The sequence below is a fragment of the Caulobacter sp. NIBR2454 genome (assembly GCF_027474405.1).
Lineage (GTDB): Bacteria > Pseudomonadota > Alphaproteobacteria > Caulobacterales > Caulobacteraceae > Caulobacter.
Window position 1 is genome coordinate 2,635,628 of record NZ_CP114871.1, and the last position, 22,906, is coordinate 2,658,533.

Annotated in this window: 11 protein-coding genes, 2 tRNA genes and 1 pseudogene; 4 read left to right on the forward strand and 10 right to left on the reverse strand. The window is 65.5% G+C overall.

The annotated features are described in order from the left end of the window. The first annotated feature begins 81 nt into the window (after window positions 1–81). Both O5K31_RS12870 and O5K31_RS12875 read left to right on the forward strand, forming a co-directional pair. Entirely contained in the window at window positions 82–2,664 is a 2,583-nt protein-coding gene (locus O5K31_RS12870; RefSeq protein WP_269714002.1) for an Ig-like domain-containing protein, read from the forward strand. Window positions 2,665–2,815: 151 nt separating this feature from the next. After that, entirely contained in the window at window positions 2,816–3,352 is a 537-nt protein-coding gene (locus O5K31_RS12875; RefSeq protein ID WP_269714003.1) for a peroxiredoxin, read from the forward strand. Here the strand turns inward: O5K31_RS12875 and O5K31_RS12880 are convergent. From O5K31_RS12880 to O5K31_RS12910, 7 genes and pseudogenes are all read right to left on the reverse strand, one after another. Further along, complete coding sequence (locus O5K31_RS12880) at window positions 3,349–3,654, reverse strand: MmcQ/YjbR family DNA-binding protein (protein ID WP_269714004.1); 306 nt, start codon at window positions 3,652–3,654, stop codon at window positions 3,349–3,351. The two genes, O5K31_RS12875 and O5K31_RS12880, sit on opposite strands and share 4 nt — an antisense overlap. Window positions 3,655–3,663: 9 nt before the next feature. Further along, window positions 3,664–5,151 (reverse strand): tryptophan halogenase family protein, encoded by a 1,488-nt coding sequence (locus tag O5K31_RS12885; RefSeq protein ID WP_269714005.1) that lies wholly within the window; start codon window positions 5,149–5,151, stop codon window positions 3,664–3,666. Window positions 5,152–5,163: 12 nt separating this feature from the next. Then, a complete protein-coding gene (locus O5K31_RS12890; protein ID WP_269714006.1) occupies window positions 5,164–6,195 on the reverse strand; it encodes a cupin-like domain-containing protein in 1,032 nt (343 codons plus the stop codon). Continuing rightward, a complete protein-coding gene (locus O5K31_RS12895) occupies window positions 6,195–6,905 on the reverse strand; it encodes a SapC family protein (RefSeq protein ID WP_269717056.1) in 711 nt (236 codons plus the stop codon). Before O5K31_RS12895 ends, O5K31_RS12890 begins: the two co-directional genes overlap by 1 nt. A gap of 98 nt (window positions 6,906–7,003) precedes the next feature. Beyond that, a pseudogene (locus tag O5K31_RS12900) lies at window positions 7,004–10,106 on the reverse strand (TonB-dependent receptor). A 370-nt stretch (window positions 10,107–10,476) separates the two neighbouring features. Beyond that, window positions 10,477–12,252 carry a DUF885 domain-containing protein gene (locus O5K31_RS12905; RefSeq protein ID WP_269714007.1) on the reverse strand — a complete coding sequence of 592 codons (1,776 nt, stop codon included), beginning with the start codon at window positions 12,250–12,252 and terminating at the stop codon, window positions 10,477–10,479. A gap of 116 nt (window positions 12,253–12,368) precedes the next feature. Continuing rightward, window positions 12,369–12,442: transfer RNA gene (locus O5K31_RS12910), tRNA-Gln, on the reverse strand. 166 nt (window positions 12,443–12,608) lie between these two features. Here O5K31_RS12910 and O5K31_RS12915 point away from each other — a divergent pair. Both O5K31_RS12915 and sppA read left to right on the forward strand, forming a co-directional pair. After that, window positions 12,609–12,685 (forward strand) — tRNA-Pro (locus O5K31_RS12915). A 134-nt stretch (window positions 12,686–12,819) separates the two neighbouring features. After that, window positions 12,820–14,595 (forward strand): signal peptide peptidase SppA, encoded by a 1,776-nt coding sequence (gene sppA, locus O5K31_RS12920; RefSeq protein ID WP_269714008.1) that lies wholly within the window; start codon window positions 12,820–12,822, stop codon window positions 14,593–14,595. A 108-nt stretch (window positions 14,596–14,703) separates the two neighbouring features. Here the strand turns inward: sppA and O5K31_RS12925 are convergent, their stop codons facing one another. The 3 genes from O5K31_RS12925 to O5K31_RS12935 all read right to left on the reverse strand — a co-directional run bounded on the left by O5K31_RS12925 (window position 14,704) and on the right by O5K31_RS12935 (window position 22,802). Further along, complete coding sequence (locus O5K31_RS12925; protein WP_269714009.1) at window positions 14,704–16,692, reverse strand: hypothetical protein; 1,989 nt, start codon at window positions 16,690–16,692, stop codon at window positions 14,704–14,706. Window positions 16,693–16,917: 225 nt separating this feature from the next. Beyond that, window positions 16,918–19,731, reverse strand: a complete 2,814-nt coding sequence (locus O5K31_RS12930) for a TonB-dependent receptor plug domain-containing protein (protein WP_269714010.1) — start codon at window positions 19,729–19,731, stop codon at window positions 16,918–16,920. A gap of 290 nt (window positions 19,732–20,021) precedes the next feature. Continuing rightward, the gene (locus O5K31_RS12935; RefSeq protein ID WP_269714011.1) at window positions 20,022–22,802 is read right to left on the reverse strand and encodes a TonB-dependent receptor plug domain-containing protein; all 2,781 of its coding nucleotides are present in this window, start codon (window positions 22,800–22,802) and stop codon (window positions 20,022–20,024) included. Window positions 22,803–22,906: the final 104 nt, after the last annotated feature.

A 22,906-nucleotide genomic window follows, 5' to 3' on the forward strand; every position in this document is an offset into this window, starting at 1 on the left:
GGCGCGAGCGCCACGCCCCCTACCCACTCTGGCCGCGAGCCGCGTCGGCTTCGCAATCATTCAGTGTTTCGGGGAAGTATCATGGCTGTCGTCTCGAGAATCCAACCATCGGGCGCTGTTCGCACCAATGCGGACACCGTTTCGTTCACCGTAGAATTCGACGAAGCCGTCACCCATCCAGTGGTAGGAGACTTCGGGCTGACCGGCCTTGCGACAGGCACCATCAGCAGCGTCACCAACGTTCAACCCGGCATCTATACCGTCACACTCACCAATGTGTCGGGCGACGGACTGCTGGGCATCGAGCTTGTCTCCTCCAACGGCGTCACGACCATCGACGACGCGACGCCTATTCCCGCCTTTAATGGCGGAAGCTCCTTCACCATGGACAACACCGTCCCGACCGCGCCGGGGATCGACATCGTCGCCGGCAACGACATCATCAACGCTGCGGAAGCCGCCGGGACGCTCACCTTGGAGGGTACAGCGGAAGCCGACGCCGAGGTCCGCCTCAACTTCGGCGGCGGCGTGATCCGCACCGTCACCGCGGACGGTGGCGGCATCTGGTCCTATGACCTGACAGCCGGTGACTTCACCGCCCTGGGCCAGGGCGCCAAGACCTTGTCGATCACGGTTGAAGACGAGGCGGGCAATGTCAGCCCGGCCACCGTCAAGAACTTCACCATCGACACCGTCGCCCCCGGCGCGCCGGTCATCAACGCCGTCGCCGGCGACAACGCCATCAGCGCCGCCGAGGCGGCTGGCACGGTGATCATCACCGGCACGACCGAAGCCGGCGCGACCGTCAATGTCAACCTGGGGGGTAATGACCGCTTCGCCACGGTCAACGGCACGACCTGGTCCTACACCCTGACCGCAGGCGACTTCACCGACATGGGCGATGGCGGGGAGACAATCACCGTCACGGCCACTGACACCAATGGCAATGCAAGCATCGACGCCACCCGGGCGATTGTCATCGACACCTCGGTCCCCGCAGCGCCAACCATCAACGCGATCGCCACCAACAACATCATCAACCGGACGGAGGCGACGGCCAACGTCACGATCACCGGCACGGCGGAGGCCGACCTAGAGGTCCAACTCGACTTTGGAGTTGGCCTGACCGACACGGTCACCGCCGACGGCAATGGCGATTGGTCCTATGAGTTGGAGTGGGCAGGTTTCCAAGCCTTGGGAGAAGGCGCCAAAACCCTGTCGGTCACCGTCATTGACAGTGGCGGCAACGTAAGCCCGCCCGCCACCCGGAACTTCACGGTCGATACTGTCGTGCCAACCGCACCGGTCATCAACACCATCGCGGGCGATAACGTCATCAACGCGGCCGAAGCGGCTGGCACGGTGACCATCACCGGCACGACCGAGGCGGGCTCCACCGTCGAGATCAACCGAGGCGGCAATTTCCAACCGACCACCGTCACCGGAACCACTTGGTCCTATACCCTGGCCGCCGGGGACTACGCCGCCATGGGTCAAGGAGCGAGGGCGATCTTTGTCGTGGCTACGGACGCCAACGGCAACCAAAGCACCAACACCTCTCAAGCGATCACCATCGACACGGTTGTTCCGACCACGCCGACCATCAACGCGGTGGCCACGGATGACATCATCAGCGTCGGCGAAGTGAGCGGCTTGGCGATCACCGGGACGGCGGAAGCCGGCAGCACGGTGCGGCTGACGATCGGCGGAAGCGTGCGCACCGCCAATCTGAGCGGCACGACCTGGACCTACAGCGTCACAGCTGACGACCTGCGGGCCATGGGCGCCGGTGCTGAGACTCTCAGCGTCATCGCCACCGACGCGGCGGGCAACGCCAGCACGGCCGAAACCCGCGCTGTCACGCTCGACGCGGCGGCCGTCCCCGCGCCGCAGACGCCGCCGACCGACCCCACGCCCACCCCGCCGGTGCTCGAGCCGGAAGAGGTCATCGCCGTCGCTGGCGATGCGGTCGGGGTCGATCTGACCTCGGCCAAGGCGACCTCGCCGACCATCACCCTGGCCAATGGCCAGGTGGTAGCCAACCCGCTGTATGCGACGGCCCAGGCCGCGGCCAAGCTGCAGGCCGACCTCGCGGCCGGCAGGATCACGGTTGAGCAGGCCCAGTCCGGGCTGGTGGATCTGGCCATGCCGACCACCGGCGTGGCCCACGACGTCTACAAGTTCTTCACCGGCGCGCCGCCCACCGAAGCGGGCATGACGTGGCTGATCGACTCGCCCACCAACGCCAACGACCTGACCGACGCCTACTACGCGGCGTTCAGCGTCGAGAACCGCTACATCAACTTCGCGGTCAACCTGGGCAAGGTGGGCGAGGGCCGGGCCGGCTTCGAGGCGGCCTATGGTTCGCTGAGCTTCTCGGAGTCGGTGTCCAAGGCCTATGACGCGGTCATCGGCTTCGACGACGCCACCGAGGCCGGTTTCGACGTGCAAGGCGCCCTGCGCTACATCGAATCCCAAAAGGCCTATTTCGACGCCCTGGGCGGCGACGCCATCGGCGCCAAGGCGGCCATGGTCGGCTACGTCGTCAGCCTGGGCGGCAGCTTCCATGTGGGCGAGTACTACGAGGCCCTGAAGGAGCACGTGATCGAGGCCATCACCAGCAGCCTGAGCTCCGCGCCCAATGCCGGCTGGGACCTCGTCTAAGGCCCGCGCCCAGCAGCGAACAAGGGACGGCCCGCGAACAGTTTCGCGGGCCGTTTTCTTATTCGGTCCAAGCTGCGCTTGATCGGCGGAACCTCCATGGCTCCGGTTGATTTAGCCATCGGTGGCTAAGGGCGGCCGCCAGGAGATTCCCATGCAAGGCAGACGCGTTCCCGACGTGGTCTTCAAGACGCGCGTGCGCGATGAGTCGATCGGCGGCGACAATCCCTATCGCTGGCAGAACCGGTCCAGCGCGGAGGTGTTCGGCGGCCGACGGGTGGTGGTGTTCGCCCTGCCCGGCGCCTTCACCCCCACCTGCTCGAATGAGCAGTGCCCCGCCTTCGAGCGGATGCACGACGATCTGATCGCCGCGGGTGTGGACGAGGTGATCTGCCTGGCGGTCAACGACGCCTTCGTCATGCACCAGTGGAAGACCAAGCTGGGCGCCAGGAAGGTGACCTTCCTGCCCGATGGTTCGGGCCGGTTCACGCGGCTGATGGGCATGCTGGTGGACAAGGACCATCTGGGCTTTGGTCTGCGCAGCTGGCGCTATGTGATGGTCGTACGCGACGGGATCATCGAGCAGATGTTCGAGGAGCCCGGGATCAACGACAGCGGCGAGGACGACGACCCCTACACGGTCACGGATCCGCAGGTCGTCCTGGATTACCTGCGGTCCACCGCCGCCTAGTCGAGAGCGACCGCCAACTTCCAGGCGGCGTCGACCACGGGACGGATATCGTTTTCTTCCACGTCCGCCAGATAGAGGCGCATCACGCCAGGCCGGCCCGGTATGGACTGGCAGGCGGCGTAGCGGCGGATGAACGCCTCCTGCTCGCTGGCCGGCACCTTGACGGTGATCCAGCCGTCCTGCGGCCAGCCCCAGGTGGCGAAGGCGCGGTCGCGGACACGGTATTCCCGGGTACCTAACACCTCGCGTTCCCGCGCCCGCGGAAAACTGAGGACCAGCTTGCGGAAGGCTTCGGGCGTCATGGGTCGAGGCTAGGCCGCGATGGGGCAGTAGCGGTTGATGAAAGCCTGGTGCGAGGGCATGCGCTCGACCGCGCGCGCGATGTTGCCCTTCAGGTCGGTGAGCGCCCCGCGCAGCTGCTCTGGCGGCATCAGATGGCCCATATGGTGATAGGCGCGCGGCTCCAGCCGTTGGCCCAGCATCACCTGCAGCCAGGAGTCGACCTGGAACAGCTCGCCCGGCGCCTGGAAGACCTGACCGCTGTCCCTGAACAGGGCCAGACGGTGGGCCAGGGTGTCGGGAATCTCCATGGTCCGCACGTGGTTCCAGTACGGGCTGTCGGTGCGTTCGGTCACGTTATAGTGCAGCACGATGAAGTCCCGGATCTTGAGGATTTCGTCGTCCGCCAGGTTGTTGAACCGGTCGCTGAGGGCGTCGTTGCAGCCCTGGAACGGGAACAGCTGAAGCAGCCGGTGGACCGCGATCATGATCATGTGGATCGAGGTCGATTCCAGCGGCTCGATGAACCCGGCGGCCAAGCCCAGCGAGACGCAGTTCTTGTGCCACGCCTTGTGGCGGCGGCCAGCGCGGAAGCGGATGAGCTTGGGCTCGATCAGCATCTCGCCCTCGATCATGTTTTCGAGCTGCTGCAGGCCTTCCTCGTCGGTCATGTATTCGCTGCTGAAGACCAGGCCGTTGCCGACCCGCTGCTGGAGCGGGATGCCCCATAGCCACCCCGCCTTGTGGGCGATGGCGCGGGTATAGGGGCCGGGCTCGACCGTCGTGCTGGTCTGGACAGCCCAGGCGCGATCATTGGGCAGCCAGCGGCCCCAGTCCTCGAAGCCGATCCCCAGGGCGCCGTTGATCAGCAGGCCGCGGAAGCCGGTGCAGTCGATGAAGAGATCACCCTCGACCACCTCGCCCGACTCCAAGACCAGGGCCTCGATGAAGCCGTTGTCGGAGCGTTGCCGGACCTCGACGATCTTGCCCTCGACCCGGCGAACGCCCTTGTCCTCGCACTTCTGGCGCAGGTAGCGGCCGTAGAGGGTCGCATCGATATGGTAGGCGTAGTTCAGCGACGCGTTGTCGTCGGTATAGAAGCGGTGCTGCTCGGCCGCCTTCAATTCAAGGCAGTAATCGCCAAGGTCACCGCCGAACCCCTGCGCCTTGGCCGCCAGCCACATGTGGTGGAAGTGACCCAGCCAGGTGGATTTGCCGACCTGCCCGAAGGAGTGGATGTAGCGGTCGCCGATCTCGCCCCAATTCTCGAACGAGATACCGAGTTTGAAGGTCGCCTGGGTCGCGCTCATGAACTCGCGCTCGTCCAGCTTGAGCAAGGCGTTGAAGGTGCGCGCGGTGGGGACGGTGGACTCCCCCACCCCGACCGTGCCGATCTCGTCGGACTCGACCAGGATGATCTCCAGCAACGGCCCCAGTTGCCGCGACAGGGCGGCCGCGGCCATCCAGCCGGCTGAGCCGCCGCCAGCGACAACGACCCTTTTGACGACCTGTCCGTTCATGGCGATCTCCCGTCAGCGGTTGAGGCGATTGAGCAGTTGGGCGCGCAGGCGGCGGGCCTGTATCGCGTCCATGGGTCCGAGGGGGCCACGCATCTGTTCAGGCAGGTGTGCGCCAGCACGGTCAGAGGGGCCGAAAAGGTAGTAGTCGAACAGCCGGCGCCAGGCCTGCTTCTCGAAGTCGGGGCGGTCGCGCAGGCTGAGCAGCCCGTGCAGCAGGGTGTTCATGGGGGTGTCCATGAAGCCGGGCGCGGTGTTCCACCAGTAGTTGACCAGCACGTTGAAGGGATCGAGCGCCTGGACGTGGTGCCACCACAGGGCGGGGTAGATCAGCACGTCGCCCGGCTCCAGCTCGGCCATCTGGGCGGCGGCCATGGCGTCGGTGAAACGAGGATGACGGTTGAGGTCAGGGTTCTCGAAATCGACCATGCTGACCACCTGACCGCCGGGGGTCGGCTCCAGGGGGCCGGGATAGAGATTGGCGACCTGATCGGGCGGAAACAGGGTGAAGCGGCGCCGGCCGACCGCGCAGCAGGCGATATTGTTGGACATGTCATAGTGGGCGGTGGCGGTGGTGCGGTTGCCCAGCCAGATGCCGACCAGCGGCCCTTGCTCGCCGAACACCGCCGAGGGAACGGCCAGATCGTTCTCGGCGCGCAGACCCGGCAGGTAGGTGTCGATATCGGTGGAGCCGACATAGAGCGACGGCGCGTCGGGATCGTCGAGGTGGGTCGCGATCCGGTCCATGAACTCAGCCAGGCGCACGCGCCCGGCCTGAAAGTTCATGCCGCCGCGGTCCTCGTCATAGAAGAAGCGGCCCCTGATCGCCGGGTCGCCTTCATAGGCGACGACGGGCTGGCCGCTGTCGTGGGTGGCGATATAGGCCATGGCCGCCTGCGGCGACTTCAGGCCCTCGCGCACCAGCGGCCAGTCGCGGGCCATGCCCTTGAAGACCTTCGGCTGCTGGCCGTGCAGGATGGCGTCGAAGTCGATGTCCTGGGGCGCCACACCCTCGACGACCTCGGTCCGGCGCACGACGTCGATCATCACGCGGTCGCCCGCTTGCGGTTCTTCAGCTCGATCAGGCGACCGATATTGCCGAGGGACGACATGACGCTGTGAGCCAGCCGCAGCAGACCCGACTGATGAACCTGTTCAAGGTCGGCGCCGGCCAGGCGGGCGAGCCGCTCCTGATCGATGGTCAGCAGGCCAGGGACGTCGTACTCGACCGTTTCGTCCAGACGGATTCCGACAGCGACCGGCTCGATCAGCTCCAGCCGTTCGAAGACGGCGAACATCGCCTTGCTGGCGTCGAGCCCTTCGTAGAGCGCGCCCAGGGTGCGGGTGATCTGCTGCAGGTAGGGCGCATTGCCGCCGGCGGGCAGAAACAGCGGCTCGCCCTCCGTCCGGCTGATGCGGGGATGGGCGACATCCACATGGATCATCGGCTCGGCCGACCCTTGCTGGACGCCGATGGAGAACGGGCCGCGCCGATGGACGGCGGGAACGTAACGGGCCTGCCAGGCGTCGCCGTCCAGGAACAGGTTTTCGTCGCGATCCAGGCCGAGCAACACGACGGACTGCAATTGGCCGTTCGCATCGCGGCGGAAGAAGATCGGGTATTCGCGCTGGAGTTCGTCGAACTCGGTGGGAAAGACCAGCGCCTGGTTCACGGCGTCGCCGTACCGAGGCCCGTGCCGGGTGATCACCCGCAGGTCCATGTGGTCGATGTTGTTGAGCAACATCAGGTTGGTCATGTTCGCCATTCCCGCACTGTCCGTCCGCGCCACGCCGGAGGCAAGAAAGGGGCCGCTGTGGGAGCAGCGGCCCCTCCCCTCACCTTGGACGGGTCCGACTAGAAGCGATAGCGGGCGCCCAGGAGATAGCGGGTGTCGAGTTCCTGCGCGTACCAGAGCTGGTTGGGATCACGAGCGTAGGTCCGCAAGTTCTCCTTGGTCAGGTTGATGCCTTCGAAGGAAATCGCCAGCTTCTCGGTGACGTCGTAGCTGATGTTGAAGTCCAGCTGGCCAAAGGGTTCGACAAAGACCGGGTTGCGCCCTTCCCCGCGGTTCGTGGCGGACAGGTACTTGGCCCGCCAGTTGTAGGCGATCCGGGCCGAGATCCCGTTCTTGTCGTAGATCAGCGTGGCGTTGGCCGTATCGCTGAGCCCGAGCAGGGCGAACTGGTCCTCGCTGGGGTCGGAGCCGATGTCGAAGCCGACGTCGCCATCCACCATGGTGTAGGCCCCCGCGACGCCGAAGCCGGTGTCGCCGAAGAAGTGCTGAGCCGCGATTTCGAAGCCGTGGATCTTGCCGGTGCGGTTGTTGATCGGCTGGGCCACGTTGAAGCTGTAGAGCGGATCCGCGGCGTTGGCCTCGATGTCGACGCTCGACAGGATCTGATCGACGAAGGCCTGGTTGAGATCGCCCCCCGGCGCGCGGTTGGCCTGGAACTGGGCGCGGGCCGCGTCGGCTGAACCGGTGGTCTGGAGCAGCGCCGTCATGGTGAAGAGGTTGACGTCGGTCTGGTCGGCGCCGAGCCCCGTGAGCAACTCTCGCGCCGTGCCCGATCGGGTGCCCGGCAGGCCGGTGCTGGGATCGCGCAGGCCGAACAGGTTGCGCTCGATGGTGCCGGTGCCGACGAAGTTGTTGACCCGCTTTTCGAAGAAGCCGGCCGAGATGTAGCTGGACGGCTTGTAGTACCACTCCAGCGACACATCGAAGTTGTCCGAGATCAGCGGGTCGAGATCGGGGTTGCCCGACGTGCCCAGAGGCACCGCGCCGTTGGCGGTCGGCCGGTTTGGCTGGTTGGCGGCGGCGGCGGCGAACAGATTGCCAAAGTCCGGACGCGCGATGGTGCGGCTGAACGAGAAGCGGCCGACCAGGTCATCCCGCAGGTCGATCGAGAAATCGAGCGCCGGCAGCAGGTTGTTGTACTTGCCCGAGCCGGAGATCGGCTCGTAGGTGTTCGAGGTCGCCACGGCGAAGTCGTTGTCCGCGGTCCACAGGATGGCGCGGGGGGCGCCGCACCAGCGAGATGGAGTCGACCTTGGTCTGCTCATAGCGGACGCCGGCCACCAGGGTGGCGTTGCGGCCGCCGATTTCGCCACGCCAGGTCAGCTGGCCATAGACGGCCCAGATGTCTTCATCGACGCGGTTGTCGTTCTGGCCGGTGACGCCCACCGCGTTGCCGCGGGCGGCGTAGACCGGAGACAGGGCGTCGTACAGATCGATGGCGTCGGCGCGGAAGGCGACGAGACCGGCGCCGGACTGGCCGGCGTCGAACTTGTCGAAACGGCAGGCCAGGCAGAAGCTTTCGACCAGATTGCCGGCGTACTGGCTTACATCCCGCGGATTGGAGATGCCCCAGCTGCCCAGATCCTGCTGCGTCGAGAGGGACTCCTGGCGCATCTTGGAATTGCGATAGTTGGCGCCGAAGTCGAAGCGGCTGCCATTGTCGTCCAGCTCATAACCAGCGTCGACGCGGATCTCCTTGACCTTCTGGGTCTGGGACTGGGACCAGGTCCGCGCCACCTGAGAACCCAGATCGCCAATGTCGAGGGTTCCATTGCCATTGGCGTTGCCGGTGCGGTCGTTGATCGTCACCGACTGGATCGGAATCTTGCCGCCGTAGTCGACCGAGTGAGACGAGATCACCGGCGCGCCGATGGCCACCGCCGTGGAGCTGGCGCCGTTGCGGGCGTCGGGCAGGCTATCCGACTTGGAGATGTGACCGTCCAGGGAGACCGTGAACCGGTCGGTCAGCTCCCAGGTGGCGTTGCCGGCGTAGGATTCCAGCGTGTCCTTGTTGGCTCGGTATTGCTGCTCGAAACCCACATCCTTCACGCCCGACAGGTTCTCCTGCAGGAAGACCGCCGTGGCCACCACCGGATTGCTGTCGAAGGTCACGCGGTCAAAGGGACGGTTGAACCAGTTGCTCTGGTCGTTCCGACGCTCGAAGGACGAGTTCTCGGCGTAGAGAGCGTCGGCCGTCAGGGTCAGGGTGTCCGTCGGCTTCCACTGCAGGGTCAGCTGGCCGTTGACCCGCTCGCGCTCGCCTTGCGAGAAGTGATAGCGGCTGTCGTTGGGGATCGCGACCAGTGTGCTGGCGTTGGACGGCGCGTTGGTGATCTGGGTGGCGTTGTTGGCGCGCACGAAGCCGTTGGCCGGGTTGATGAATTCGCCATACGTGCGGATGTTCCACTCGTTGGAGGTGGCGCTGCGGCTGGTGAAATTGCGCTTCTGATAGCTGCCGAACAGAGCGACGCCGAAGGTCTCGCTGTCGTTCATCCAATTGATGAGGCCCGACAGTTCCGGGGTGATCTTGTCGGCGTCCTCAAGCTTCTCGTCGATGCCGGTGTCGTACAGGCCCTTGACCCCGACGCTGCCGCTGAAGCCCGGTTCGCGGGCCTCGAGCGGGCGACGGGTGCGGACGTTGATGCTGGCGCCGATGCCGCCCGACGGGATCGCCGCGCGGCCGGTCTTGTAGACCTCCAGCGTGCTGACGCCTTCGGAGGCGAGGTTGGAGAAGTCGAAGGAGCGACTGGTGCCGCCGGCGAAGTCCGCCGACTGGTCGCCGCCCACCGTGCGGACGTTGGCCGTAGGCATGGAGCGGCCGTTGACGGTCACCAGATTGAACCCGCCGCCAAAGCCCCGGACGGTGACTTCCGAGCCCTCGCCGTTGGTGCGGTCGATGGCCACGCCCGGGATGCGCTGAAGCGACTCCGCCAGGTTGGTGTCGGGGAATTTGCCGATGTCCTCGGCGGCGATGGCTTCGACCACGCCGCTGTTCTCACGCTTGATCGCCAGAGCGCGGTCCAGGGACGCGCGGATACCGGTCACGATGACCGCATCGACTTCGGTGCCGGCGTCCTGTGCGGATGCATGACCGGCCGCCAGCAGGGCGGCGGACATGGCGAACAAGGACGCGGATGTCTTCAGGCTGTGACGCCTAATCATGGTCGTTCCCCCAAATTTGCGCCCTTTGGCCCGGGCTTAGGTTATTTTTGACGTCGAAGTCAGTTTTACCTCGGGCGACCCTAATTCGAGTCTGAAAGGCGACAACTTAACGGCGACTGAGGTACCGGTAACATTGCGAAATGTGGCCGGTCAATGCGCGAAAAGCGCTTTTGACAGCGCTGACATCACTTTTTGTGACCGCTAACATTTCCCCCAGCGGTTGTTTTGCCGCAATGGTCAAAATGACACCGGGATCATCTTGAATGACACCGGGGTCATTTCGCCAACCGCGGCTGTCGTCGCTCAGGGCAAAAAAATGGCGGGGCCTGGATAAGGTCCCGCCATTTGGAGCTGATTATTGAGGCTAGGTTCAGCTGGCCGGGGTCGGCGCGGCTTTGCTCTGGGCGATGAAGTCGTCCATCTCGTCCGCCAGGGCCGGAAGGGTGGCGACACCCAGGGCCAGGAAGCGGTCGTGGAAGGCCTTGATGTCGAACTTGGGCCCCAGCTCCGCTTCGGCCTTGGCCCGGATGCGCAGAATCTCGATCTCGCCCAGCTTGTAGGCCAGGGCCTGACCCGGCCAGGTGATGTAGCGGTCGATCTCGGTCGCCACCTCATGGTCCGACAGGGCCGTGTGGTCGCGCAGATAGGCCAGGGCCTGGTCGCGAGTCCACCCCTTGGAATGGACGCCCGTATCGATCACCAGACGTGCGGCGCGCCACATCTCATAGGTCAGGCGGCCGTAGTCGTCGTACGGCGTCTCATACACGCCCATCTCAATGCCCAACTTCTCGGTATAGAGGCCCCAGCCCTCGCCATAGGCCGAGATGTAGGTCTGGGTGCGGTACGGCGGCAGGCCCTTGATGTCGCGCTGGACCAGACCCTGGAAGGCGTGGCCGGGGCTGCACTCATGCACCGTCAGGGCGGCGAGATTATACTTCGGGCGCGACGGCAGGTCGTAGGTGTTCAGCTGGCACGAGCCGTTGCCGCCGCGACCGGCGGTGTAGAACGGCGCGATGTTGGCCGGCACCGGGATCAGGGTGAAGGGCGTGGGCGCCAGCTTGCCGAAGAAGCGCTCCAGCTGGCCATCGACCTTCTTGTTGATCCAGGCCCCGTACCACAGCAGGTGCTCAGGCTTGTCGAACTTGAACTGCGGGTCGGTCTTGAGGAAGGTGTTGAAGGCCTTCAGGTCGCCCTTGAAGCCGACCTTGTCCTTGATCACGCCCATCTCCGCTTCGATGCGGGCGACTTCCTTCAGGCCGATCTGGTGGATCTGGTCGGGGGTCAGGTCGGTGGTCGTGTATTGCCGGATCTGCGACTGGTAGAAGGCCTTGCCGTCCGGCAGCTCGCTGGCGCCCAGGGTGGTGCGCGCCTTGGGCATGTATTCAGTGCGCATGAAGGTCAGCAGCTTCTGGTGCGCGGGAATCACCGCCTGGCCGATCACCGTCTCGGCCTCGGCGCGCAGGCGGGCCTGGTCGGCGGCCGGCACATTCCGGCTCATGTTCACGAAGGGCTCGTAGAACAGGTTGGCCTTCGGATCGGTCACCTCGGCGACGGTGGCGATCGAGACGTCACGCCCGGCCAGGGCGGCGCGGGGCTGGCTGAAGCCGCGCTTGAGGCCCGCGCGCATGTTGTCGATCTGATCGTCGTAATAACGCGGCACGCCACGCAGGCGCGACAGGTACTGCTCGTAGTCGGCGGTGCTGGTCATGGCCCGGCGGGCTTGGCCCGCCACCCCGGCCCAGAACGAGCTGTCGGCGTTGAACGGCATCTCGTGCAGCTTGAAGCGGCCGTCCTCGACGAAGTTGTCGATCTGATGCTTGTAGACCGCATAGGTCGTGCGCTCGGAGATCGGCAGCACCGACGGATCGATGGTCTTCAGCTGCTTTTGCACCTCGATCCAATAGGCCAGGCGGCGCGCCTCGGCGGCGGCGCTGACGTCGGGCAGCATGGGCGAGCCGCGCTGCGGCGTCTCCTTCTGGCGCCAGGCCCACTCGGCGTCGGCGATCTTGCGGAAGGCGGCGGTGGTCGAGGCCGCCGCATCGGCGGCGGGCGGAGCGGCCGGCGCCTGGGCGCTCGCGGCGCCGCAAAGCGCGGTCAGGCTGACACTGGCCGCCAATGCGGCGGCGAAAACGATGCGGTTGTTCATTCAATCCCCCAGGACCCAAGGGCGCGATGTCAGTCGCCGCCGCGCCGATGGTCAAGACGAGATTGGAATAACGCCGGCGCCGCAGCGGGCGTGACGATCATCTGAGGAAAAGGAAGTGGCTGGGGAACTAGGACTCGAACCTAGAATGACGGTACCAAAAACCGCAGTGTTACCATTACACCATTCCCCAGCAGGAACGGCGAACACCCCTGGGGGGCGTCGGCGAGGGCGTGGGAATAGCGCAGGCGATTTGCGGATGCAACGGGGCTGTGACGGCCTTTTGCGGATTTTATCCGTCGGGCTTCTCCGTCGCTTGCAGAGGCAAGCGCCCTCCCCTATAAGCCCCCTCCTCAAGTCGGAGTGTGGCTCAGTCTGGTAGAGCACCGCGTTCGGGACGCGGGGGTCGCAGGTTCGAATCCTGCCACTCCGACCATCTTCCCCCCAACATTTGCACATTGTGCTCCCCTCGCCCGGGGAGGCGGCCGTCCATGGCCATTTCTTAATCCGCCGGGCCATTTCCTGTTTGGCGAATTCCGTTAGTTTGCGGCGCAGCAGACAGGACCCTTGATGAAACAGTTTCTTCTGACCGTCGCCGGCGTGTTCGTGGGCCTGGCCCTGTTCCTGATCGGGATTCCATTCCTGCTGATCGTCTTGGCCGCTGGCGCGGCGGCGCCGCCGGCCACGCCGACCCACGCCGTGGTCTCGCTGGACCTGCGCCAGGGGATGAGCGACCAGGACAGCATGACCGCCCTGGCGGTGCTGGGCGGGCGTCCGTCGGTCATCTCGACCATCGAGACCCTGCGGCGCGCCGAAAGGGACGACAAGGTCGAGGGCCTGTTCGTGCGCCTGCCCGAGGGCGGCATGACCCCCGCGGCCGCCGACGAGCTGCGCGGCGCGTTCAAACGCCTGCGCGCCGCCGGCAAGAGCGTGATCGTCCACAGCCAGGGGCTCTATCCCTCGGGCATTGTCACATCGACCTACATGGTCGGCGCGTCGGCCGACGAACTATGGATGCAGCCGGGCGCGCCGTTCCAGGCGACGGGCATCTTCGCCGAGGACGTCTTCCTCAAGCGCCTGTTCGACAAGTATGGCGTCAAGGCCGAGTTCGCCCAGCGCTCGGAATACAAGACCGCCATCAACCCCTACCTCTACGACGACTACACCCCCGCCCACCGCGAGTCGCAGCTGGGGTGGATGACTTCGGTCTATGAGAGCGCCCTGACCGCCGTCGCGGCGGACCGCAAGAAGGACGTCGCCGTCCTGCGCCGCACCATCGAGGCCGGCCCTTATATGGCCGCGGACGCCCTGACCCTGGGTCTGATCGACAAGGTCGGCCAGGTGAAGGAAGCCGAGGCCCAGGCCCTCAAGCGCGCCGGCAAGGGCGCTGTGCTGGTGGAGTTCGACGACTACGCCGCCCGCGCCCGCCGCAACGCCCCGACCCTGGGCGGATCGGCCATCGCGGTGATCGGCGCCGAGGGTCCGATCATGACCGGCACCGGCGACCGGGGCAGCCCCTTCTCGACCGATCAGGTCATCTATTCCGACGACGTGGCCAAGGCCTTCTACCAGGCCATCGCCGACGACGAGGTCAAGGCCATCGTCTTTCGCGTCTCGTCGCCCGGCGGGTCCAGCACAGCGTCCGAACAGATCCTGGCGGCCGTGCGCGCGGCCAAGGCGGCGGGCAAGCCGGTGGTGGTCTCCATGGGCGCCTATGCGGCGTCCGGCGGCTACTGGATCGCGTCGGAGGCCTCGTCGATCGTCAGCCAGCCCAGCACCCTCACCGGCTCCATCGGCGTGTACGGCGGCAAGTTCGCCGTGGGCGAGGGTCTGGCCCGCTTTGGCGTCGACGCCCGTGAGCTGACCGTCGGCGGCGAGTACGCCGGAACCAACGCCATGGGCGAGGCCTGGAGCCCCGCCCAGCGCGCCGGCTATGAACGCTGGATCAGCGGAACCTATAGCGACTTCATCGAGCGGGTGTCCCGTGGCCGCAAGCTGCCGGCCGACCGCGTGGCGGAGATCGCCAAGGGTCGCGTCTGGACCGGCGCCCAGGCCAAGGACCTGGGTCTGGTCGATCAGATCGGCGGCTTCTATGACGCGGTCGAGCAAGCCAAGACTCTGGCCAAGCTGAAGGGGGACGTGCGCCTCAAGCGCGTGGGCGGCCCCAAGAGCGCCTTCGAGGCCCTGGAGCGCGCCTTTGGCGTCAGCGCCGACAGCGCCCGCGCCGTGGCCGCCGCCGGCTGGCTGCTGGGCGACCCGCGGGCCGAGGCGGTCATGGACCAGATGCTGGACGCCCGCCTGCGCGGCCAGGGCGCGACCGTTCTGGCCCCCCGGATGGTGGACTGACGCCCATAAAGAAAGCCGGCCCAGAAGGCCGGCTTTCCCACCGTGGCGTTGAGCTAGGGGACCCGCCGCCCGATGTCAGCGCCATTCGACGCTGGTCTGGGACGGCGGTCAGGCGCCGGTGATGGCGTCGTCGGTGATGCGAAGCTCGTCCAGCGAGACGCCGACGAGTTTGACGTACCAGTCGTCGAAGGCATTGCCGGCGGTCGCGTTGCCGTAGATGAAGACGCCGGAGCCATCCGCGGCCTCAAAAGCGGTGAAGCTGTCGTTCGCCTGCCCGGCAAGCTCCTCATGCACCTTGGCGAATTGCGCTTCGTCGGTCTCCGCAACGCCGATAAAGAAGCCGGCGGACAGGGCGCGATAGCCGCTGAAGGCGGACATCACGATCGCGTCTTCATCGACGTCGAAGTCGGTTATCTGGGTCAGCGTTTCAAACATGCCGTCGGCGCCGAACTCGCCGATGTTGAAGCTGCTGTCGGCGTCGATAGTGACGGTGTCATCGCCAGCGCCCAAGGTTACCGCGACCTGGCCGTCGAAGATTAGGCCCAGGCTATCGTCTCCGCCGCCCAAGAGGAGCGTGGTCTCCGTCTCCTGGGAAGCCACATAGAAAAGGCTGACGTCCTTGTTGACCGCCGACAGGTCGATGGTCCGCTCGTCGCCGCCCAACTCCACTATGCCCAGGTTGAGCGAGTAGTTTCCCTTCACCACCAGCGTGGACGCCGAAATGTCGATCCCGCCCACGGTGGCGGCGCGCGTTGCGACCAGGGTCAGCGTGTCTTCGAGATCGCCGGCGGCCGCGATCCGGCCAAGCTTTGAAGCGCCTAGGGTGATCGCGCCGCTTTCGGAGGCGTACTCGATGAAGATACCGCCCTCGCCCGCGAAGGTGACGGCCACATCGTCGTCGAGATTCAGGACCTCGATCTCGCTGGCGGCGTCAGGCTTGATGGTCAGCGTCTTCACGTCGCTGAACGAGTCGAAGTCGATTGTGGCTGTGCCGGTGTCGATCACGACGTTTTCGAAGCCGCGGATGGTGCTCCAGTCGCTGACGGACCCATCCAGCGTCAGGGTGTCTGTCCCCGCGCCGCCGTCGATGATCGTGGTCTCATGCTCGCTCAAAAGAATCCAGGCGTTGTCATTTCCACCGCCGAGGTCGATGGCCAGGGTCTTGCCTGGGAAGCCGTCCACCTGGACGAAATCTGTCGCGGTCCCCAGTCTGTCGGCACCATTGCCGGTGTTCAGGAAGGTGTCGCCCAGTGCGCTCGGCCCGAACTCACCGGTGGCTGTGTCGTCATTGTCTGTGAATTGACCCGGCGCCACGTCGTACGAGGCGTCAAAGTCCAGCACCACCGCGTTCCCCGGGATTCCCGGGCCGCCGCTTCCGCCGCCGCTGGTGACGTAGTCGTTGAGATCGGCGTTGAAGTCCGCCTCGCCGTCGTCGGCCAGGTCCAGGTAGAAGTTGCTGACGCCGTTGGAGTAGACGCCGACCTTGGCCTTCACGGCCTCGGCCATGATGTAGCCGACCATGGCGGCCTTCACCGCCAAGCCGTCTTGTTGAGGGATCGGCGCACCGGGCGGCGGGGCGGGATAGACGATGCTGGCGAAGTAATTCGCGCGGCCGACGATGCTGCCGATCGCGGCCTGCACATCGATGCCGGCGTCCTGCGCCTGGGCGATGCCGATGATCTCGTTGTAGGCGACCTCGACCGCCTCGCGCATGCTCAAGGCGCCGTACTTGGCCTGGAAGGCGGTCTTGCCCTCACCATTGATGCCGAGATTGACGGCGAAGTTGATGAAGCGGTTCTCGAAATTGAAGCCCTGGAAGTAGGCGTCATTCAGGTCCGAAACGTTGTCCGTGCTGCTGACCAAGTAGTCGAAGCCCGCCTCGGTCGGCAGCTTGCCGGTGAAGAACTGGTAGGTCAGGGCCGCCACCGTGGTCGTGCCGTCCGCCTGCTTCAGGACATAGGCATAGGCCTGGTCGTCGGTGATCACTCCGTTCTGGCTCGCGACCGCCATGTCCGACAAGATCAGCTTTTGCGCCGTGTTCGGCGGGGTGCGGGTGACGACTTCGTAAGCGGCTTCGAGTTCGGCGACGGTGGCCATGGGGAGGTCTCCGGGGCAAGAAATGCACGCGCGAAGAACCCCGCGCGAACCGGAAGCTCTAAATGGATGCGCCCTGCGCAGACCACGGCATTTAGCGCACGATTATCCTTATATTTCAGCCGCTTGATCTATCGTGCGCAAAGCCTGCGCCGGTTGCGCTGGAGCGGCGCATGAAAACGGCGGGCCCGTTTGGACCCGCCGTTCCAAGGCGTTCGTAGCGCTGGCTTAGAACCGCAGCTTGGCGCCCACGAAGTAGTTGCGACCCACGATGTCGTAGGTGTTGGGGTCGGTGTTGCCGTCGTTGGAGTTGTCGAACACCGGAGGCTTCTTGTTGGTCAGATTGCGGATGCCGCCGGTGAGCTCGACCTTCTCAGTGACGGTCCAACGGGCCGAGACGTCGTGGTAGATGTAGGTCTTGACGCCGCTATAGCCGCCGTCCTCGAACTCCGGAATGTTGCCCTGGTTGTCGAGGGAGTCGATGTACGTGCCCGTATAGGACAGGCGAACCGGACCCACATCATAGCCCATCCGCAGAGAGGCCTTCCATTCCGGCAGGGTGGTCGAGATGTTGTAGAAACCTGTGGTGCCGGAGTAGTCGATGCCGTCCAGAGACCAGTCTCGCAGCCAGGTCACATTGAGATCGAAGGCCAGCTTTTCGCCCCAGATTCCACCAGCCCACGGCACGTTCCATCCGTAGTTGACGGCGAAGTCGACACCCTTGGTCCGCAGTGCGGAGACGTTACCGGTGGGAGCCCGGACCTTCAGCTGGCTGGACGCGTCACGATAGATCAGCGGCAGGCCGAGCGCCTGGCTGAAACAGGCGTCGGACGTCAGGTCGGCGCTGTCGAAACAGGCCCCGACGATGCCGCTGACGCCGCCGCTGATGGTGCCGATGAAGCCCTTCACCTCGATGTCGTAGTAATCGACCGTGGCGGTCAGACCAGGAGCGAAAGTGGGCTGCCAGACAAGGCCGGCGGTCAGGGTGTCGGACTTCTCCTCGTCCAGGTCCGGATTGCCGAACGAGAAGAACTCGGTCTGGGTGTTCTGGTTGACGAAGCCCACGGTCACCGGATCGAAGCCCAGCTGCGTGGTGCAGAAGGCGCGGACGGCCGGTGTCAGGGTCCGCGCCGCGCCGGTGGTCAGGTTCACGGTCGAGCACGGGTCGGGGCTGTTGGAGAAGCCTTGGTCGCCGGCCTGGAACTGTTCGAAAACCGACGGCGCGCGGCTGGCGTGCTGGAACATGCCGCGCACGCGCAGTTGGTCGATCGGCTTATATTCCAGTCCCACCTTGTAGCTGTAGACGCTGCCCACCGACGAGTAGTCCGAATAGCGTGCGCCTAGCTCCAGGCCCAGATATTCGACGCCGGTGACGCCGGACACCAGTGGGACCATGGCTTCCGCATAGAGTTCCTTGACGCTAGTGCTGCCGCCCACCGGCTTTTCGGCGTTGAAGCCGAAGATGTCGCCAGCGGCCTTGGCCGCGTCGGGCGTGTACTGCAGCTCGTCCTTGCGCCATTCGGCGCCGATCGCGACGGCGAGGTCCCCCGCCGGCAGTTTGAACAGCGGGCCGGAGACGAAGGCCGAGGCGGTGTTCCGTTCGAACACCGTCTTGTCGGTGAAGTTCAAGCGGATGAAGTTCGCGGCCGCCGGGGTGATGGTCCCCTCCCCGAACATATTGAGCGGCACACAACCGGGGAAGATCGCCAGTGACGACGGCGCGCATGTCGTGGCCGTGCCGCCCGCGGCGATAGCCGCCGCCACCTTCGAGCGTGAGACGTCGTTCTGGATGCCGGAGCGGAACTCCGTGCGGCCGTGGCTGTAGAAGGCTTCAGCCCGCCAGTCCGAGCCCAGGTCGGCCTTCAGCCCGACATTGGCCAGGTACATGTCGGAGTCGCGCTCGTCGATACGCGGTCCGACCTCGACCATGCGGCGGTCGAAGAACATAGGCGCGGTGGGGTTTGGACGAGTGGCCAGCAGAGTGGCCAGTTGCGGCGTGACGAATGCGTTGTTGTACGGAATCTGAATTCCGGTCGCGGGCGTCGGGGCCAACTGCGCGGCGTTGCGGCTGTCGGTGTAGAAGAGCTCGCCCACGAACTCGATGCTGTCGGTCAGGTCATAACGGCCCATGACAACGGTGTTGAAACGCTTGCCCGGCGACAGGATGTTATTGACCGGCGTGAAGTCGTACCGGTCGCTGGTCGGGCCAAGGCCGAAGTCGTTGACGAACGGACGTGGCGTGCCGTTGCTGTTGAACGAATAGCGGATGTTCTGGGCGCTGCCGGTCGAGCCGCCGAATGGGTTGGTCGCGATAGCGTTCAGGCCCCCGCGGATGCCCGTCCCCGAACCGCCGGCGTTGGAGGTCGTCAGGTAGGGCCGGTCGCTGTTCGGCAGGATGCGGTTGCGGTCATAGAGGTTGACGTAAGCCGTGACATTGCCGCGACCATCGGGGGAATTGGCCCCGACCATGACATAGGCGTTGGTGGTCTCGCCGTCGCCAAACTTGCTGACGCCGTACTGGCCGCCGACCTCGACCCCTTCGAAGTTGTTCTTCAGCACGAAGTTCACAACACCGGCCAAGGCGTCGGAGCCGTACACCGCCGAGGCGCCGCCCGTGACGACCTCAACCCGCTCGATCAGGGCGGTGGGAATGTTGTTGAGATCGACCGCGTTCAGCTTGGTCGCCGGGTTCATGCGGCGGCCGTTGACCAGCACCAGGGTCCGCGTCGAGCCAAGGCCGCGCAGATCGACCGTGGCGGTGCCGTCGGACGGGTTATTGGAGGCGGCGGACAGGCCCGGCACCACCTGCGGCAGGCGGTTGAGGAATTCCTCGGTCGTGGTCGAGCCGACGGCCTGGATGGCTTCGGCGGTGACCGTCGAGACCGGGCTGTTGGCGATATAGTCCTGACGCGCGATCCGCGAGCCGGTGATGATCACCTCCTCGACCGTGGCGTCCTGGGCGAAGGCCGGGGCCGAGAGGGCCGCGACGGCGCAGATCATCGACGACGCCAAAAGGCGCGTGCGCATGGTGTTGTGTTGCAAGTTCTTGATCCCTCCGGCGGCCGGTCGCCCGGGCCGCTCCCCTGTTGAGGCGGAGCACGAGGCCCCGCCGAAGCACGAAGGGACAGGCGCGGAACGCCTACCCTGCAGGGAGGGCTAAGACCTTCACCAGCGCCGGTACACGGCATTGGCGACACATTTAGTCATATATTTGAAGCACTTGACTGATCTTGCGCTGAATATCGCCATCGAGCGCAACGAGCCTTCGGCAAATAAAAAGGCGGCGGATCCGAAGATCCGCCGCCCAAAACCGACCTTGCGGTCAGCCCGTCTTAGAAGCGCAGCTTGGCGCCGACGAAGTAGTTCCGCCCGATGATGTCGTAGGTGTTCGGGTCGGTGTTGCCGTCCGGGGCGTTGTCGAACACCGGCGGAGTTTCGTCCGACAGGTTCCGCACGCCGCCGAACAGTTCGACGTTGTCGGTCACGGCCCAGCGAGCCGAGACGTCGTGGTAGAAGAAGCTGTCGGTGCCGACATAGCCGCCATCCTCGAAGTCCGGGATGTTGCCCTGGTTATCCATCGAGTCGATGAAGGTGCCGGTGTACGACACGCGGACCGGGCCCAGATCGTAGCCCAGACGCATGGAGGCCTTCCATTCCGGCAGCGCGGCCGAGATGTTGTAGGCGCCGATCGTGCCTTTGTACTGAACGCCGTCCAGCGTGTAGCTGTCCAGGTAGGTCACGTTCACATCGACGTTCAGCTTATCGCCCCACATGCCGCCAGCCCACGGCACGTTCCAGCCGTAGTTGACCGCGAAGTCGACGCCCTTGGTGCGCAGAGCCGACACGTTGCCGAGCGGAGCACGGGCCTTCAGGGCGCCGGCCGCGTCACGATAGATCAGCGGCTGGCCGATGCCGGCGTTGAAGCAGGCGTCCGAGGTCAGCGAACCGCTGGCGAAGCAGCCGTTCACGATGCCCGACACGCCGCCTTCGAGGGTGCCGATGTAGTCCTCGACCTTGATGTCGTAGTAGTCGATCGTCGCGGTCAGGCCCGGGACGAAGGTCGGCTGCCACACCAGGCCGGCGGTGATGGTTTCAGACTTTTCTTCGCTCAGGTTCGGATTGCCGAAGAAGAACGATTCCGTCTGGGTGTTCTGGGCGACGAAGCCCGTGGTCACCGGATCGAAGCCCAGCTGCGTGGTGCAGAAGGTGCGGGTCGCGGCCGACAGGGTGCGCGCGGCGCCCGTGCCGGGGTTGACCGTGGTGCAGGGGTCGAGCACGGCCGGGAAGCCCTGGTCGCCCGCCTGGAACAGTTCGAACACCGACGGGGCGCGGCTGGCGCGCTGGTACATGCCGCGGACGCGGAGCTGGTCGATCGGCTTGTATTCCAGGCCGACCTTGTAGCTGTAGACGTTGCCCACCGACGAGTAGTCGGAGTAGCGGCCGCCCAGTTCCAGGCCCAGGTACTCGGCGCCGGTCACGCCCGACAGGATCGGCACCATGGCTTCGGCGTAGATTTCGCCGACGCTGGAGGAGCCGCCCACGGCGCGTTCGGCGTTGAAGCCGAAGATGTCGCCGGCGTTCTTGGCCGCGTCCGGGGTGAAGTCGAGCTTGTCTTCACGCCATTCGGCGCCGATGGCCACCGACAGGTCGCCGGCCGGCAGCTTGAACAGCGGACCCGACACGAAGGCCGAACCGGTGTTGCGTTCGAACACGGTCAGGTCGCTGAAGTTGATGCGGATGAACTCAGCGGCCTGCGGCGTGATCGTGCCTTGGCCAAACATGTTGAGCGGCACGCAGTTGGCGAAGATCGCCAGCGACGACGGAGCGCAGCTGGTGGTCGTGCCGCCGGCGGCGATGGCCGCCTGCACCTTGGAGCGCGAGACGTCGTTTTCGACGCCGACGCGGAACTCGGTGCGGCCATAGCTGTAGAAGGCTTCAGCGCGCCAGTCGTTGCCCAGGTCGGCCTTCAGACCCAGGTTGATCTGATAGAGGTCGGAGTCGCGCGTTTCGACCCGCGGGCCGACTTCCGTCATGCGGCGATCGAAGAACATCGGCGCGGTCCCGTTCGGACGCGTGGCCAGCAGGCTGGCCAGGGCCGGGGTGACGAAGGCGTTGTTGTACGGGATCTGGATCCCGGTCGCCGGCGTCGGGGCCAGCTGCGCGGCGTTGCGGCTGTCCGAATAGAAGAACTCGCCGACGAACTCGAGGTTGTCGGTGATGTCGTAGCGGCCGAGGACCGCGGCGTTGAAGCGCTCACCCGGCGACAGCAGGTTGTTGACCGGCGAGAAGTCGTAACGGTCGCTGCTCGGGCCAAGGCCGAAGTCATTGTTGAACGCGCGCGGCGTGCCGTCGGCGTTGAACGCGTAGCGGATGTTGGCCGGGCTCGAGGTGGAGCCGCCGAACGGGTTGGTGCCGATGGCGTTCAGACCGCCGCGCTCGCCGGTGCCCGAACCGCCTGCGTTCGACGACAGCGACCAGGCACGGTCGCTGTTGGGCAGGATGCGGTCGCGGTCATAGTACGAAGCGTAGGCGGTGACGTTGCCCTTGCCGTCCGGCGAGTTGGCGCCGAACAGGATGTAGCTGTTCGAGGTCTTGCCGTCGCCGAACTCGCTGATGCCGTACTGGCTGGAGAGTTCGACCCCTTCGAAGTTGTTCTTCAGCACGAAGTTCACAACACCGGCCAGGGCGTCCGAACCGTACACCGCCGAAGCGCCGCCGGTGACGACTTCGACGCGGTCGATCAGGGCGGTCGGGATGTTGTTCAGGTCGACCGTGTTCGAACGGGTCGACGGGTTCATGCGGCGGCCGTTGACCAGCACCAGGGTCCGCGTCGGGCCAATGCCGCGCAGATCGACGGTGGCGGTGCCGTCAGACGGGTTGTTGGACGCGGCGGTCAGGCCCGGAACAACCTGCGGCAGGCGGTTCAGGACGTCTTCGGTCGTCGTCGAGCCGGCGGCCTGGATGGCTTCCGAGGTGACGGTCGAGACGGGGCTGTTGGCGACATAGTCCTGGCGCGCGATACGCGAGCCGGTGATGACGATCTCTTCGACCGTCGCTTCGTCCTGAGCGTACGCCGCGCCGGACAGGGCCATGAAGGCCGCGCCACAGATCATCGACGACGCCAGGAGGCGTGTACGTGTGGTTTGGTTTTGCAAGATTAATCCTCCGGCGATCGGGCGCAACGCGCGGGACCGCTCCCCTTACTGTTGAACCGAAA